This is a genomic window from Psychrobacter sp. NG27 (assembly GCF_016106655.1).
In the GTDB taxonomy this organism is placed as follows: Bacteria; Pseudomonadota; Gammaproteobacteria; order Pseudomonadales; family Moraxellaceae; genus Psychrobacter.
On record NZ_JADGIN010000002.1, the window covers coordinates 438791 to 454370 of the forward strand.

Genomic DNA, 15580 nt, shown 5'->3' on the forward strand with positions numbered 1-15580 from the left:
AAAAGGGTGTTGCTAATTTTGTATTGCGCTTTATCGTATCATACCGACAAGCAGTTGTGACGTCTATACAATGTCGATAAGGTCATATCGTCTACTGACTATAAAACCACTATAACGTCAACCTCTGCTTGGCATACTAACGTATCGCACACGCTGGGCTTTCTTGTATTGATATCAGTTCAGATGAATTATAAATACCAAAAGACATCAAATTCTAAAACTAACAATTAGTTAGCACCGACTGCTTGAGCCAGTTGCGCCGCAGGTAAGTAGCCACCCACTTGCTCTCCTGTTTCGGTAAAGATAGCAGGGGTACCACGTACACCAAGTCTTGACCCTAGAGCCATATGCGCCTGTACAGGAGTGGCACAACTAGGGGCTTGTACATTAGCACCTATCTTTGCTTGATCCATAGCCGCATTGCGATCTTGACTGCACCAAATTGCTTCCATTTTTGGTACGGATTCTTGACTGCGTGGCCACGCCAAATAACGCACTTCGATACCGCGCGCATTGATATCGTCCATCTCTTCATGCAGTTTGCGGCAATAGCCACAGTCTGCATCGGTAAAGGCATAGACGACGGCTTTGGTCGCACCTTTTGCTGGATAAATAATCATCTCTTTTTTATCGACGGCTTTTAGCGCTTCTTGTGCTGTACTGGCAACCAGAGCAGCACTGATATCAACTGGAGCAGCATCACCAACAGCAATAATCTGCCCTTGGATAATATGCTTGCCAGATTTATCCGTAAAGAAAGAAGGCAGTCCCTCAGCAGTCACCCAATAAATACCATCCATATCTGTCGGCACAGCTGAGACGATTTTTTCTTCGATGCCAGAAGCCTTTAGGTTTGCTTGTAAGGCATTTACCACGGTTGCATCATTACCAGCTGAGGTCTTAGTAGGAGTGGTTTTAGTCTGGGCTGCGTTTACAACACTGGTATTGCTGGTTGCATCAGCGGCATTGTTTGAGCAGCCAGCAGCGATACCAACCAGTAGCGCACTCATCATAAAACGAGATAAAACAGTACGAGAAAGAGGGTTACGCAAGGTGGTATTTTTGATCGTGGGGAACGGCATACGGGTTTCCTATAGGCATCGCGCCTAATCATGAGTTCGTTATACAAAAGCGCTAGAAACTTTTCTATATAGTAATGTGTCTTGGCAACGTTTTAAAGGTCTAATAGTGAAGACGTTTTTATAACTTATTGATAATAAAAGGTGAAGAGTCATCTTCTCTATATTACCATATTTATGTCAACTGACAGCTCAAGTACATCATCCAATAAATGCAGATATTGCCAACTTTAAAGAATAGCTATCAATACAAATTCAAAAAATAAGATACACTTATACTATGTAATATATAGGCTTGCCCTTGTAATCTAATGCTAACAGCATATTTTTTATAACAATTTGAATAAAATGCTTTGTTTTAATTGTTTGAGAACGACTTACTTTAACAAATTTGCTTTAAGGAGCACACATGGCAGGTGCCAGTTTATTAACTCTACTTGATGATATCAGTGTGATATTGGATGACGTATCCGTCATGACCAAAGTCGCTGCTAAAAAAACCGCTGGCGTATTAGGCGATGATTTGGCGCTAAATGCTGAGCAAGTGACTGGTGTTAAAGCCAATCGAGAGCTACCAGTCGTTTGGGCGGTCGCCAAAGGCTCGTTCGTCAATAAGCTCATTCTAGTACCGGCCGCACTGCTGATCAGTGCAATATATCCGCCACTCGTTACTTTTTTGCTGATGTGTGGTGGTTTGTTCTTGGTTTATGAAGGTGCTGAAAAAGTCATACATCGTTTTTGGCCGCATGCACTGCCACACGATGAAGAGCAGAACGCACGCCGCAAAGCCAATGCGGATGAAACAGTAGATTTGGTTGCCTTTGAAAAAGAAAAAATTAGAGGCGCGATACGTACTGATTTCATCTTATCCGCTGAGATCATTGTGATTGCCTTAGGGGCAACCGCAGGGGCGACACTATTAGAACGCAGTCTGGTACTATCTATCCTAGCGATTGGTATCACGATTGGTATTTATGGTTTGGTCGCGGGCATCGTAAAGATCGATGATGCAGGTTTGCATTTGATGGAGCAGGACGGCGCCTTTAAACAAAAACTGGGCAAGTTTATGTTTGCCGCTGCACCTAAGCTAATGAAGTTTTTATCCATTGCGGGTACGTTGGCAATGTTCTTGGTAGGTGGTGGTATTTTAGTACACGGCATTGGCTTCTTGCATCATGGTGTCGAGGACTTGGCAGGTTTGACAGGCATATTTGAAAGTCTGACGACGACTTTGCTTAATGGTGTTATTGGTTTTGTTATTGGGGCAGCAGTTGTGGCACTTTTGACTGTTATCAATAAAATGCGTGGCAAAGATGATACAGCTTCTTCTGCACATTAAGTGATAGTTTCTGAGCGCTATTTGCTTGATGAATAAAACGCTAGTTCTATCTGTCTCAACATAAAAAACCCCAAAGCTGCTAGCAGCTTTGGGGTTTTGTTTGCATTCTTAATGATTAGCTTTCACTGTCTGACTCATCAGAGGCTAGCTTTTCAGCTTGGGTGGGTTTTTTATGCTCTGTCTTAGGCTTACGGCTGCGAGCCTTAGGTACTTTTGGCGTCGTCAAATTGAACATACCAGTTTGCGGCAGCAGTTGCTCAGCCACATTTTCGATCATGTTCTTATAACTGGCGATGGTGGTTTTGGATTTGGCTGCCTGACTCTCTTCCTTAGTCGGTTGCTCTAAGGTAGAGTCAATTGCTGGCTCGGCCTCTTCCACGTTCACCTGTGGCATGTCACTAGCTTCAACGTCTACCTGCTTGGCAGCTGATTGCGCTTGCTCAACTTCTAGCAATTGCTCGCTATCAGCACTGACATCGTCTGTCTGTACTTGATTGACCAGTGCACTAGCTTCCACAGCATGAGCGTCTAGTTCACTATCGGCTGGCTCAGAGTCTACTGCTGATTCTGCACTCTTTTCAGCATCCTGTGGTGCAGGTACGCTCAAGACAGCTGGTTCCTGATAGTCAGGATGCTGGCCACGCGGATCATTGGCAGCACGCTTACTGACAGTAGGTAATTCAACGTCTGTTTTACCTTGAGCCGCTGCGAACTGACTGACGGCTTGCGTCATCGCTCCAAAGCGTGTCAAGTAATCTGCCGCCAATGGCTGATAGCCATAGTTGCTAAAGTCAAAGCTCTCACTCGCATCATTATCGTTGTTGTCACTGACCACGCTTTGAGTATCATCAGCCGTTTGCGTTTGGTCTTTATACAAGGCAATCGCCGCGATGAAGCAATTAATAACGCCCTCAGCTTCCAAGCGATTTTGCGCGTCTGGCAACGTTGCGCGGATAAACGTACCAACACTACTGCCAATGGCTGCCATTTTCACAGCCGGTTGTGATTCAACTTTAGACGCTTGCTTTGTCTGCAATTGCTGACTACGAATCACGCGTGGATCGTTGCTGGCTTGACCGAACTTTTCTGCAGTTACGTAGCGTGTGCCAAACAATGCCTCGTGTGTCAGCTTAAGTGCTGAGCTACTGGTATTGCTGGCATCAACAGCCTTGGCGTTACTGTCATCGGCCTGAGCACTGACAGCATCACTGACTTTACTAGCTTGGTCTGGACTGCTTTCCTCTACGCTCTGACTGGCAATGCCTTCGTTTGAACTGCTTTCATCTGCAGTTGCCACTTCCGGCTGTTGCGCTGTCGCAGCAGTGGTCACGCTTGTATCAGTCGCTACTGATGGTACGTTATCTAAAGGCTTGTCTGCATCAAGGTCAGCACTGTTCATAAAGGCTGCTGGCGCGTCTACCGATGGTTTTTCGTCAGCAGTGTTTTGCTCACGCTTAGGTGCCTCGTTCTGCACTGGCTGTTTTGCATCACCTTTGGCGTCACTGGATTTGATTTCGCTAGTTTTCACATCAGGAGTTTTTACAGCACTTTTTTCCTGCTCAACCTGTTGGTCAGCGCTTTGCTCGTCAACATTGGTCTTTTGAGCAGGATGCGGCGCAGGGCGATCTTTCGAGCGCTCGTTTTTTGCCACATCGTTTGCTGTACTCTGCTTTTCAGTCGCCTGCGGTTTTGCCTGCGTAGACTTGCTATCATCTAAAGACAAGTGCACAACTTCGGACGGCTTTAGCTGATTCGGTGCTTCATTGACCTGAAGCACGACTTCGTTAGGGTCTTGACTACGGCGCGAGCTAGATTGGTTTTTGCTATTGGCTGCATCATGGCTTCTAGCTTGCTGCTGCTTGCCTTGCTTGACACTGTCTGCTGTCAGCGTCTCACCGCGCTCTAGCTTGCCACGTGAGCCACGTTGGCTATGCGATTTACGCTTAGCACGCGTTTGCTCATCGGTTTTAGCGCTGTCTTCGTTGTCAGCTTCATTACGCTCGCTTGTGTTGCGACTGCTATCCTGACGATTGGTGTCTTGACGGTTGTTGCGATTGCGATCGTTTGTGCGTCTATTATCCTGTTGACGCTTGTCTTGCTGACGTTGGTCTTGCGTGTCAGACGGTTTGTCATCAGTAGTGTTTGAGGTGCTGCTATTGCTAGTGGCACTGTCATCAACAGTATTACTTATCTCATCAGTTGCGTCTTTTCTTGGGCGCGGTTTAGAAGATCTAGATTTACGCGGTTTGCGTCTTCTTCTGTCTTCACTGCTACCCTCATCAGCATCGCCATCGTTATTACGACGGGCCTGTTGGCGATTGTTCTGATTGTCTGACTGCTGGCTGTCATTTTTTTGATTGCCAGTTGATTGGGTAGGGCTTTCATTGTTTGTGGCTGCATTACTTGAGCCTGCGTTATTGAGCGCATTGCTATCCACTTGACCGAATGAGCCTAGGCTTTGCGCGCCAGTATTTACCAGTGCTTCAATCGCTTCTGCGGCATCACGACTACTAACGTTAGGTGTCGTTGTGGCTTGCGGTGCTTGCGCAAACAGATTAGACAACCAAGCGACAGCTTGCGGCTGGGCAGGCGCTGGAGCGCTTTGTGGTTGCGTCGCTACTGGTGCAACAACACTCTGAGTGTTATTTACTTGCGGTGCTTGCACAGGCGCTGCTGCATCGGAGCTTTTATGATTGTTATGAGTGCGACGATCATTGCTATGATTGACAGTGCTGTTTTGCGAGGTCGCTGCGGTGCTCTGCTGCGTGCTTGCAGGGCTGTTTGGTTTGCTACTATTGTCACTCGGCTGCTGGCGTGGCTGGCGAGTAGGCTGCTGTTCTGGGCGCTCTTTTTCAGCCGTTTGCCAGTCAACATTGTAGCCAAGATCGCTGTGCTCTTGTTCCTGAGCATCGGTGATGCGCTCATAGCTCGATGGGGCAAAGCCATCACGGTTAAAGTGAAGCTTAAAGTTTGGTGACTCTAAATGAGCATGTGGCAAGATAGTGATACGCGTGCCACTGTCTTGCTCAAGATAAACCAAGCTGTCACGCTTTTCGTTTAATAAGAAGGCTGCAATGTCAGTCGGTACTTCTGCTTGTACTTCACCTTGACGCTCTTTTAAAGCGATTTGTTCAATCTGACGCATGATAGATAACGACAATGAGCGCAAGTCACGAATCATGCCATTGCCATGGCAACGTGGGCAGATATAACCCGTTGACTCTTCTAATGAAGGACGTAGACGCTGACGGCTCATTTCCATCAGGCCGAATTTAGAAATATCACCAAACTGCACACGTGCACGGTCATATTTGGTGGCGTCAATCAGACGTTTTTCGACTTCTTTTTGATGCTTGTTGTCATTCATGTCAATGAAGTCAATGACAATCAAACCACCCATATCGCGTAGACGCAGTTGACGGGCAATCTCGTCAGCAGCTTCTAGGTTGGTGTGATAAGCGGTCTCAGCAACGTCTGAGCCTTTGGTCGATTTGGCTGAGTTGATGTCGATAGAGACCAATGCTTCGGTCTGATCGATCACGATTGAGCCGCCTGATGGCAGACGAACTTCACGCTGATAGGCGGTTTCGATTTGTTTTTCGATATTAAAGCGCGAAAACATCGGCTCATAATCGGTATATTTGCGTAGCTTTTCTGCTTGCTTTGGCATCACAGCATCGATAAAGCCAGCGGCTTCGATATAAGCGTTTTCGTTATCGATCCAAATCTCAGCGATATCATCACGCAGGTAGTCACGGACAGCACGTGTGACAACGCCCGCTTCTTGATGAACCAAGCGCGGTGATGGATATTTTTGGTTTTGTTCTTGAATGGCTTGCCAGATGTTAAGCAAGTGGTTCAAATCGTGTTGTAAGTCTTCTTGTGTTTTACCAATACCAGCGGTACGAATGATAACGCTCATGCCTTTTGGCAAATCAAGATTGCCCAGCATACGCTTCATATCTTCACGCAGCTTGCCTGAGATTTGACGTGAGATACCGCCACCACGAGGGTTGTTTGGCATCAATACCAAATAGCGACCAGCCAAAGAGACATAAGTCGATAGGGCAGCGCCTTTATTACCGCGCTCTTCTTTTTCGACTTGGACGATTAGCTCGTCGCCTTCTTTAATCAGTTTTTTGATGTTTTCATCACGTGGATTGCCGCTTAGGTATTCGGCAGAGATTTCACGAATCGGCAAGAAACCTTGGCGCTGAGAGCCATATTCGACAAATACCGCTTCAAGCGATGGCTCGACACGAGTCACATGACCTTTATAGATGTTGGATTTTTTTTGTTCGCGGGTACGGTTTTCTAGATCGAAATCGTATAAATGGTTGCCTTTACATAAGGCGACACGAATCTCTTCGTTTTGAGTGGCGTTGATTAAAATGCGTTTCATATTTATATCCTATGAGTACGCATAACAACGATAAAACAGTCTTTTAGATCAAGGTAAAGTGGCAAGTATGGCTAATTCGATATTAGCAGTTGCAGATGTTAATTAACGATAGAACGTAAACCGTGGGTCTCATAAAGCACATGGGCTTTTTCAATGGCTTTTTTACCTGAAGCTGTCAGCGAGGACAACATGGATATAAACAGTATAGGTTGTAAGGCTATAGTACTCATACTTTATCATCAATAAACTCGGTACATATATGAATGTATCAGCGTATCGAGGCTCTCTTATAGTCAGTACATTCTATTGGTAGTGATTGTCAGCAAACGTTGTAAGCACCTGCGACGGTCAATTACGGGTCTAAAAAATACTGATATTAAAAAAGCATGGTGCTGCTTTTGTTCATCCATCAAAGTCTAACAATAATATCGCGGTCATGATGGCTATATATAATAGCGTCACTCAGCGATTTTTTACTCAGGTAAAGCGATTGCTGATTCTGTATTTATCGTTCTTTGTATAACGTCAATAATATCTTGGGTATTTCAAGGTTAGGTATCGCAGCTTGGTTATCAGCGGGGCGTACTTGGCAAACAGAGTAAAGGGCCAGCTTGTCAGCGTGGTAGTATAGTCACCTTTTTATCATCATCTGTTTGACCACCAATACTTAGGCAGCTATCGAGTTACTTTTCGATCCTAACGCTAAACTACCCATACTTGCTCAACTATGCTGGCGTAAAAGACCATTAGATAAGTAATCATTAAATAATGATTGGTTATCAAATAAAGTCGTTGTCATGCGATGAGTGAGTCAATGTTATGTTGTAATCGGTCAATAAGCTGATTTATCATCAGAGTTATTAACGCGATGGTATCTAGTGTCACTATTTATTTTATGGCACTGAAAAAATTCAGTACAGTTTTTTAATTTATGAGGCTATCTTTGGTCAGTAATACCTTTTTTAGGTAGTAGCTTTGAATAGACAGTACACTCAAAATCAGATGAAACGTGTCATGTCAGCAGGGTAGATAGAGAAAACCGCTTTGCTCGCCAGCAGTAAAGAACTGACAAGTGATAAAATGGTGGTCAACTATTTGGAACAACAATGATTATTGTTGTAACCTCTGCTTAATTGTCGCTCAACATGCTAAACTATAACAAATCTTTGTGTAAATACCTAACTAAAAATGACAAACTCAAAAATGACTGACGACGCTCCTACCCATGAAGCCCCTGCTATTTTTAATAGCAAAACACGCCCACAAAGCGCTGACGATGAGATCAGTAACTTCGGTAAGGTGAACTACCTTGAAGTGACACGCCATCAGCACGACCAGCGTTTGGATAACTTTTTGCTGAACCGCTTAAAGGGCTTACCAAAACCGCATATCTACAAAATGATTCGCTCAGATGAGATACGTGTCAATAATAAGCGCTGTAAAGCACACGATAGAGTGCAGCGTGAAGACGTCGTGCGTATCGCACCAGTGGTGCTTGCCACCCGCGAAAAGCCAATCATTAGCACAGAGTTTGCTAAAAGCTTGCTCGCCCGTGTGGTCTATGAAGACGAGGGATTACTCGTGCTAAACAAGCCATCTGGTATCGCTGTTCACGGCGGTAGTGGCTTGGACTTTGGCGTGATTGAAGCCATGCGTGAAGTGACCGGTAAAAAATACCTAGAATTGATACATCGCATTGATAAAGACACATCAGGTTTGTTAATGATTTCCAAAAAACGCTCAACGCTCAAAGTGTTGCAGCAGCATTTGGTGGATAAAACCATTCAGAAGCATTATCTGTGTCTGGCAAAAGGACAACCGACGCTTAATGAGCAGCGTATCGATGCGTCATTACTACGCTATACAGTCGCTAGTGGTGAACGCCGCGTCAAAGTAGATGCGCAAGACCCACAATCCAAAGAAAGCCAGACAGACATCGTCGTTCACGGTCGTTTTACGATTGCAGATCAGCCAGTGAGTTTGATTGAAGCCAAGCCATTAACCGGTCGTACGCATCAAATCCGTGTGCATTTGGCTCATATCGGTCATGCTATCTTGGGCGATGATAAATACAACGTTCATGACAAATCGGGCGTTCATCGTCTATGCCTACATGCGTGGCGCTTAGACATTCCAGGCTATAAGACCATCACTGCGCCATTGCCAGAAGAGATGGCAGATTGGTTGCCAGAGACCATTAAACTGCCTGAATAGGTTTTCAAATATAGGCTGTAAGCCAGAGCCTTTATGTTATCCCTAAACGTCACGATACCTTATTGAATCAATAAGCTACCGTGACGTTTTGCTATCTGCCATTTATTACTGTCATTCGTTAAGGTATATTCATGACTACACCCGCTACCGTTAATGCCTCAGAACCTACCGTAAACGCTCAGCCAGTAGCAGAGCACTGCTTGGCTAACAAAACCCTTATTATTTTTGATTGGGATGGGACGTTGATGGATTCAATCGGCTTAATCGTTGATTCTATGCATGTGGCTGGAGAAGCGCATGGGTTCGAGACGACGGATAAAGCCGTGCAGGATATAATCGGCCTAAGCCTAATGAAAGGTATCGAGATTTTATATCGGCAAGCAGATGAGTCACAAAAACTCGCCATTCAGCAAAGTTATGCAGACTACTATATTGCCAACAGTCACAGTACACCGCTTTTTGCACCGATAGAAGCTATGTTGCAGACTTTGCAGCAGCAGGGTAAAAAACTAGCGGTAGCCACGGGCAAAAAAAGAAAAGGGCTAGATCGGGTACTAGATGCTTCACAGAGTCATCATTATTTTGTGATGACACGCTGCGCTGATGAGGCAGGCTCAAAACCGGATCCGCAGATGCTGACTGATATTCTAGACTACACGCAGCAAAATGTGTCTGATGCTGTGTTTATTGGTGATAGCATTTATGATATCCAGATGGCAACCGCACTCGGCATGACCAGTATTGCAGTTGATTATGGTACGGCAACGAGTGCAGAGCTTGCGGAGCAAAACCCAACCTATCAGGTTGATACTCCACAAGCGCTAGTGGATTTGCTATGCGGGTAGAGCTGCTTTTATAATTCTTATTATTTTAATATCACACCGATGATAATAATGAGTGAATAAACAGGCAACCAAAAAGGGTTTATCGCTATAACGATAAACCCTTTTTGGTTGAAGACTTTTTAATAGAAGGTTTTTTAATAGAAGATTATGATCTCTACTTGTCTTCTTTTTGAGTGCTTTCTTGTTGAGCGCTGTCTTTTTCAATAGCGTCTTCTAACTCTTCGCCTTCTAATAACGCAAAAGAGGACTCAATAATTTTGTCGGCCTCAAGCTGGTATTCATACCAGTTGCCCATAATACCTGCCAATTCATCTAGACCTTCTTTTCTGAGTGCTGAAAATAGCTGAATGCTACAGTTCAATCCCAGCTCTTTTAGTCTTTTACGAGTATTAAGCAATGCATTTTTAGAGGCACCATATTTCAATTTGTCTGCTTTAGTCAACAAGATATGAACAGGCAGTTCACCATCATTTGCCCAGCGTAGCATTTGCTCATCAAAGAATTTGAGTGGATGGCGAATATCCGTCATCAATACCAAACCTGCAAGACTTGAGCGCGATACTAGGTATTCCTCTAGCTCTACCTGCCATTCTTTTTTCATCTCAAGCGGTACGGCGGCGTAGCCATAACCAGGCAAATCGACCAGTCTTCGGTCATTATCACCGATACTAAAAAAGTTAATCATCTGCGTACGGCCAGGGGTCTTAGACGAGCGAGCCAGTTGGCGCTGATTGGTTAAGGCGTTGATAGCAGACGATTTGCCCGCATTTGAGCGGCCAGCAAAGGCAACTTCTAGCCCCATATCAGGTGGGCAAAGACGAAAAGTAGGTGCTGACATCAAAAATTCTGTTTGCTGAATTTTTTGACGGGATTTGGTGTTGAACACCGCATGTTCGGCGGCAACATCTGTAAACGGGGTATTCATAAATGGCTCATTAATCTTAAAAAATTGGATACAGTTGTAACGTTTTAATCAGCTGATAATTCACGGTAGTGGTCTACATCAGACAGCTTATAAAAGCAGCTATTTTACAGTAACGGCTATTCTATACCATTACCTGTCTTACTTATTGAAATAACTGCAATTAGCATCATATAAATAGTAGGATAACATTAAAATTGCGCCTTCATCAGCACAAGTTTTGGGCATTAACAAAGCCTTATCCAATTTACCTATATTTGAATGACATATATTGTTACAATATTTGATAAGAGATACTTATTAGAACGATGGATTAGACACGTGAAATATCACGAGGAGGTGCTCCATGTTTGCAATCAATAAACTGCTTAGCAAAAGCTATCGCGCTGTCACCGCGGGCGTTGCTACGGTACTGATTAGTGGTGCTATGGCAAGCAGTGCAGGTGCTGCTGATATTGCCAAGACCTACGACAACTCATGCGCTGTTTGTCATGATAGCGGTGCGCTGAATGCCATCAAAAAAGGCGATAGTGCAAAATGGCAGCAACTTATCAAACAAAAAAGCATGCCAACCCTCATCAAATCCGTGAAGTCAGGTATGCCGCAGATGCCAGCGGGTGGTCTATGTAATAAGTGCAGCGACAACGATTATCGCCAGTTGATTGAATACATGAGTGAATAATTTAACGCTTGAATATACCTTTATAGAGCATCAGATTTATTGTTTATATATGATTTCGGCTTTCGCTTGGTAATGTAACGCATGTTGTTAGAAAACTGATGGATACTGCGATTAAGTAGGCAAATGATACAAAGTCTTGCTATAATAATCGAAAATAAACCCTGATATTAGTAAGTACTTTCAGACTGCTTGTGTGCAAGAGCCTAAAATATAATCCGTCCTATTCAATAAAGAGGGCGCTTTTACTGGGTATCTTATTAGTGCAACCGTTCTAGATAATGCTTACACCGAGCTAGTAGGATTTGTATCAATGAAAAAGTTAATCGCTGCTGCCAGCTTATGCGTTGCAAGTTTCAGCGTACAAGCTGCTATTGTTGTTCCTGAGTATGATGTTAATGCAGGTCAAAAAATTGCAGAAACTGTTTGTGCTGCTTGTCATGGTCTTAATGGGGTCAGTATTGTTCCTGCGCAGCCTAACCTTGGCGGCCAAAATGTAAAGTATCTCTACAAACAGTTGGTCAACTTTAAAGCAGGCTATCGCAAAAACGGTATCATGCAATCACAGGTTGCCAATTTGTCTCAGCAAGATTTGGCCAATGTGGCAGGCTATTATTCTAGCCAAGCGCCTTGGGGTGTCGGTTACGGCAACCCTGCGACCAACCAAGCAGCCACTAAGCTATTCCTAGGTGGTGATAAATCACGCGGTGTGATTGGTTGTGCTGGTTGCCATGGTCCAGATGCTGCGGGTAACACCTGGGCTGCATTTCCAAAGCTTGGCGGACAGCATGCACAGTACATCTCCACTCAGCTAAAGCTTTTCCGTGCCGCTGGGCGTGTTGATGATATCGCTAGCGATGATCAAAAACGAGTCAATGATGCTGCCAAGGAAGGCGAGATGGGCATGATGCAGACGGTCGCATCAAAACTATCAGACAATGATATTCGCATTTTGGCAGACTATGTGAGCGCCATTCATTAATTGAATAGCCTTGGTGATACCTATTTGGTGCGTATGTTGTCGGCAAAGCCACTAACTACCAGATCGCATATGAATCACGTCTGAATTACTAAACCCCGATTTCGGGGTTTTTTCATAACTGTATGTCCCTTATATTAAGCAGACAATTATTAATCAGGCAACATGCAGATGAATTCATTTACAGCGGTTAATGATGACACGCGTTAATCATTGCTCTGTATAATTATAAATTGTTGTTATTTACTTTAGATCGTTTGGATTGAAATTATGATGATCCGTTATGCTTCTTATTTTATCGCAGCATTATTACCGTTGCTGCTATTTCGTTGGTTTGCACCAGCATCGATCGGCGAGATTGATTTTTGGTTACTATGGCTAGTGGCAATGGTATTGGTCGCGCTGCCAGTTGTTTATGCTGAGATAGCATTGGCGTATCGCAGTGTCGAGGGACCTGTCGCTGGTATGCAAAAGCTGACTCGTGAAGCCGATGCAAGCCCAGTATGGCGCAGCTTTGGCTGGCTTGCTGCATTGGTGTCTATTACCATTGCTGCATTGGTCATATCGGGTGCCAGCACAGGCATCTTAGCTGCGTTGACTGATCTCAATAGCGCACCTAGTATTCCTAGCTTTGCAGTGGCAGCTGGCCTCATGGTTATTACGGTACTACTGAGCTTGCTTGGCGTCGCCCCTTTACCTATTGGGCTTGGGCTCATGGTCATAGGACTACTACTGGGCATCGCCAATGGTATACCCCATATTGGTTTTGCCATGACGGGTATTAGCTTGACCGAATGGGCACGCGCAGTCGCCCTAGCATTGGTCAGTGTTGGTGCGGGTACAGGGTTATATTGGTTTGGTCAAAACTTAGTCAGCAAGCACACCGTCACAGCAGTCGCAGACGATAGCCAACAAGCAAAAAGCAGGGCTACTACTCGTGAGTATCGCGCTACTAAGCTGGTATTACCGATTTGGATATTACAGCTGCTGATAGGCGTCGTGGCTTTATTCCTCAGTGGTATGGTATTACCACCGATTGGGCAATTGCTGTACTGGGTAGGGGTGTTATTCGTTGCCAGTTACTTATTACATTATAGTACCCAACAGTTAACGCATAAGTTTGGGCTATTGGTTAGCTTGATAATCACGTTTGCCTTAGCCTTGCTATTAGTGATGGCGATTCCAACAACATGGCTAGTCAGTCTCTTGGTTATTATTAGCAGCATTGCTGTACTACTGTTATCAGTGTTTACAGGGTGGCAGATGAAAATCAGTCATTTACGTAAGTCACTGAATTTTGGTAGTGAAGCGTTCTATAATCTGTGGCGGATAGCGATACGCTTGATTGTTCCGTTGGCACTTATATTGGCACTAATAGGCTGGGTGATGCAGTGGTTGAGCTAACGAACGTGAATAAGGCACAATATGCTGAGCAGAGTGCGCTGATGACAGTATATTTGGCATATGCTGAAGACGAGCAGCGCCAGCATTATTTATCCTTACAAGTCAGCCATGGTACCAGCTTATACGCAGCGTTGGTGCAAGCAGGATGGCTTGAGAAGTTTGCAGAATTGGCAAGGTGGTGCGAGCAAGTCATAGATATTGCCACACCAACTGCCAAACGTTGGCACGTCGGTATCTATGCGCAGAAACAACCGCTGAGCTATGTATTACAGCCATCTGATCGCATAGAAGTGTATCGCAGTTTGAGCGCTGATCCGATGTCTCAGCGCAAAAACAAATCTCGCAGTTGAGTCGCTAGATTGATAAGTAGGATTTGTTACGAGGCTGGTAGGCTTTCCATGCCTTCAACACGTGTCACCAAGCCATTATTATCAAAGTAGACCACCAAATGCTGGCTAGCATTTTTAACATCAGCAATGCCTTTGCGGCTACCTTCTGTTCCTGCTTTATAATCATAGATATAGTCCCAGCGCTTAGGTTCAAGTGTGTCTTTGATCGCTGGGCTACCCAAAATATAAAGCACTTGGTTCTGATTCATACCCACTTGCAGCTTTTGCGCTTGGACTTGAGTAATGGCCGTGCCTTGCGGCAAATCAATCTTATAAACACTCAATAATGAGCAGCCAGACATAGCGACAGTAGCGCTAAGCATACTGGTGATGGCAATGGTGCGCAATGTACTTGCATGGCTTAACGGACGAAAATTTAATGTCTTTATCATGGTAAGATGACTCATAAGAAATGAATTAGGTGCGGCCGAATCTAGATGGTGCGAGTGTGGCCGACAATCTTGGACAAATGATACGTCATTTACTTGCAATTGCCTACCACTTAAGACATTATTTACCAAACACCCTTTAATCGATTGGGTTATTTATATTTTAAATTCATGGGCTTGCATTGAGATAACTTGGAAAATAATAAAAGAAATGCTGGCACAGACTCAGTCGATTTGATGGCGTGAACACACGTGATATTTGTCAAAAAACAAGTATCAGTGATTATTTATCTCATATTTTTGGGTTTTTATTTATTAAGACTGTTACAGTCAAAAGGGATATTATGGCTTCTTTTACCAATCAAGATTTACGCAGAGCAGGGTTAAAGGTCACGTTACCTCGTATCAAAATTCTAGAGCTGCTTGAAAGTGCAGAGCTGCATCATATGAGTGCAGAAGAAGTTTATAAAGCACTAATCGAGCAAGGCGAAGACGTTGGATTAGCGACGGTATATCGTGTACTTACACAGTTCGAGCAAGCGGGTATCGTTGAGCGTCACAACTTTGAAAACAATCTATCTGTGTTTGAGATTACCCAAGAAGAACATCATGACCATCTGGTTTGTGATGTTTGTGGCAAAATTATTGAGTTTCACAATGAGGTAATTGAAGAAGAGCAGCTCAAAGTAGCAGAAAAACATGGCTTTAAACTATCAGGCCATTCATTAGTATTATACGGTATCTGTGCCGATCAAGCCTGTAGAGACAGTGCTAGATAGAGACACTTTTAGACAGAGGCATCTCTATATAAAGACAGTGCTAAAACAGCATGTGAAGTCATTTATTTTCCTGATACTATCTCTCATATGTCTTAAATTTCTTTTTATAGCAAAAAGCCCTCATTATTGATAATAAGGGCTTTTTATTGTTTTTACTAAA

Annotated in this window: 13 protein-coding genes; 8 read left to right on the plus strand and 5 right to left on the minus strand. The window is 44.1% G+C overall.

The window, feature by feature from the left end:
- Positions 1-227 precede the first annotated feature (227 nt).
- Positions 228-1082, minus strand: a complete 855-nt coding sequence (locus IP485_RS05315) for a DsbC family protein (RefSeq protein ID WP_198326332.1) — start codon at positions 1080-1082, stop codon at positions 228-230.
- A gap of 406 nt (positions 1083-1488) precedes the next feature.
- Here IP485_RS05315 and IP485_RS05320 point away from each other — a divergent pair, with 406 nt between their 5' ends.
- Positions 1489-2418, plus strand: coding sequence for a DUF808 domain-containing protein (locus IP485_RS05320; protein ID WP_194363593.1), 930 nt, complete (start codon positions 1489-1491; stop codon positions 2416-2418).
- A 115-nt stretch (positions 2419-2533) separates the two neighbouring features.
- Here IP485_RS05320 and IP485_RS05325 read toward each other — a convergent pair whose 3' ends face one another.
- Positions 2534-6820 carry an Rne/Rng family ribonuclease gene (locus IP485_RS05325; protein WP_198326333.1) on the minus strand — a complete coding sequence of 1429 codons (4287 nt, stop codon included), beginning with the start codon at positions 6818-6820 and terminating at the stop codon, positions 2534-2536.
- 98 nt (positions 6821-6918) lie between these two features.
- Entirely contained in the window at positions 6919-7050 is a 132-nt protein-coding gene (locus IP485_RS13860) for a hypothetical protein (RefSeq protein ID WP_265090930.1), read from the minus strand.
- Positions 7051-8023: 973 nt separating this feature from the next.
- Here IP485_RS13860 and IP485_RS05330 point away from each other — a divergent pair.
- Both IP485_RS05330 and IP485_RS05335 read left to right on the plus strand, forming a co-directional pair.
- A complete protein-coding gene (locus IP485_RS05330) occupies positions 8024-9034 on the plus strand; it encodes an RluA family pseudouridine synthase (protein ID WP_198326334.1) in 1011 nt (336 codons plus the stop codon).
- A gap of 131 nt (positions 9035-9165) precedes the next feature.
- On the plus strand, positions 9166-9879 hold the full coding sequence (locus IP485_RS05335; RefSeq protein WP_198326335.1) for an HAD family hydrolase: 714 nt from the start codon (positions 9166-9168) through the stop codon (positions 9877-9879).
- Positions 9880-10033: 154 nt separating this feature from the next.
- Here the strand turns inward: IP485_RS05335 and yihA are convergent, their stop codons facing one another.
- Positions 10034-10804 carry a ribosome biogenesis GTP-binding protein YihA/YsxC gene (gene yihA / locus IP485_RS05340; RefSeq protein ID WP_198326336.1) on the minus strand — a complete coding sequence of 257 codons (771 nt, stop codon included), beginning with the start codon at positions 10802-10804 and terminating at the stop codon, positions 10034-10036.
- Positions 10805-11147: 343 nt separating this feature from the next.
- On the opposite strand from yihA, the gene IP485_RS05345 reads away from it, so the two are divergent.
- The 4 genes from IP485_RS05345 (at position 11148) to IP485_RS05360 (ending at position 14213) form a co-directional block, all read left to right on the plus strand.
- The gene (locus IP485_RS05345) at positions 11148-11483 is read left to right on the plus strand and encodes a c-type cytochrome (RefSeq protein WP_198326337.1); all 336 of its coding nucleotides are present in this window, start codon (positions 11148-11150) and stop codon (positions 11481-11483) included.
- Between the two features lie 310 nt (positions 11484-11793).
- Positions 11794-12462 (plus strand): c-type cytochrome, encoded by a 669-nt coding sequence (locus tag IP485_RS05350; protein WP_197174652.1) that lies wholly within the window; start codon positions 11794-11796, stop codon positions 12460-12462.
- Positions 12463-12729: 267 nt separating this feature from the next.
- A complete protein-coding gene (locus tag IP485_RS05355) occupies positions 12730-13863 on the plus strand; it encodes a hypothetical protein (protein WP_198326338.1) in 1134 nt (377 codons plus the stop codon).
- Positions 13851-14213 carry an RnfH family protein gene (locus IP485_RS05360; protein WP_320159116.1) on the plus strand — a complete coding sequence of 121 codons (363 nt, stop codon included), beginning with the start codon at positions 13851-13853 and terminating at the stop codon, positions 14211-14213. The genes IP485_RS05355 and IP485_RS05360 overlap by 13 nt, the downstream gene beginning before the upstream one ends.
- A 26-nt stretch (positions 14214-14239) precedes the next feature.
- On the opposite strand, the gene IP485_RS05365 is transcribed toward IP485_RS05360, so the two are convergent.
- The gene (locus IP485_RS05365; protein WP_198326339.1) at positions 14240-14659 is read right to left on the minus strand and encodes an outer membrane protein assembly factor BamE; all 420 of its coding nucleotides are present in this window, start codon (positions 14657-14659) and stop codon (positions 14240-14242) included.
- A gap of 326 nt (positions 14660-14985) precedes the next feature.
- Here IP485_RS05365 and fur point away from each other — a divergent pair, with 326 nt between their 5' ends.
- Positions 14986-15420, plus strand: coding sequence for a ferric iron uptake transcriptional regulator (gene fur, locus IP485_RS05370; RefSeq protein WP_194363602.1), 435 nt, complete (start codon positions 14986-14988; stop codon positions 15418-15420).
- Positions 15421-15580 lie beyond the last annotated feature (160 nt).

Bases quoted from the DNA above. Each gene is read 5' to 3' on its own strand.
- IP485_RS05315 (WP_198326332.1), bottom strand. From the start codon at position 1,082: ATGCCGTTCCCCACGATCAAAAATACCACCTTGCGTAACCCTCTTTCT.
- IP485_RS05320 (WP_194363593.1), top strand. From the start codon at position 1,489: ATGGCAGGTGCCAGTTTATTAACTCTACTTGATGATATCAGTGTGATA.
- IP485_RS05325 (WP_198326333.1), bottom strand. From the start codon at position 6,820: ATGAAACGCATTTTAATCAACGCCACTCAAAACGAAGAGATTCGTGTC.
- IP485_RS13860 (WP_265090930.1), bottom strand. From the start codon at position 7,050: ATGAGTACTATAGCCTTACAACCTATACTGTTTATATCCATGTTGTCC.
- IP485_RS05330 (WP_198326334.1), top strand. From the start codon at position 8,024: ATGACTGACGACGCTCCTACCCATGAAGCCCCTGCTATTTTTAATAGC.
- IP485_RS05335 (WP_198326335.1), top strand. From the start codon at position 9,166: ATGACTACACCCGCTACCGTTAATGCCTCAGAACCTACCGTAAACGCT.
- yihA (WP_198326336.1), bottom strand. From the start codon at position 10,804: ATGAATACCCCGTTTACAGATGTTGCCGCCGAACATGCGGTGTTCAAC.
- IP485_RS05345 (WP_198326337.1), top strand. From the start codon at position 11,148: ATGTTTGCAATCAATAAACTGCTTAGCAAAAGCTATCGCGCTGTCACC.
- IP485_RS05350 (WP_197174652.1), top strand. From the start codon at position 11,794: ATGAAAAAGTTAATCGCTGCTGCCAGCTTATGCGTTGCAAGTTTCAGC.
- IP485_RS05355 (WP_198326338.1), top strand. From the start codon at position 12,730: ATGATGATCCGTTATGCTTCTTATTTTATCGCAGCATTATTACCGTTG.
- IP485_RS05365 (WP_198326339.1), bottom strand. From the start codon at position 14,659: ATGAGTCATCTTACCATGATAAAGACATTAAATTTTCGTCCGTTAAGC.
- fur (WP_194363602.1), top strand. From the start codon at position 14,986: ATGGCTTCTTTTACCAATCAAGATTTACGCAGAGCAGGGTTAAAGGTC.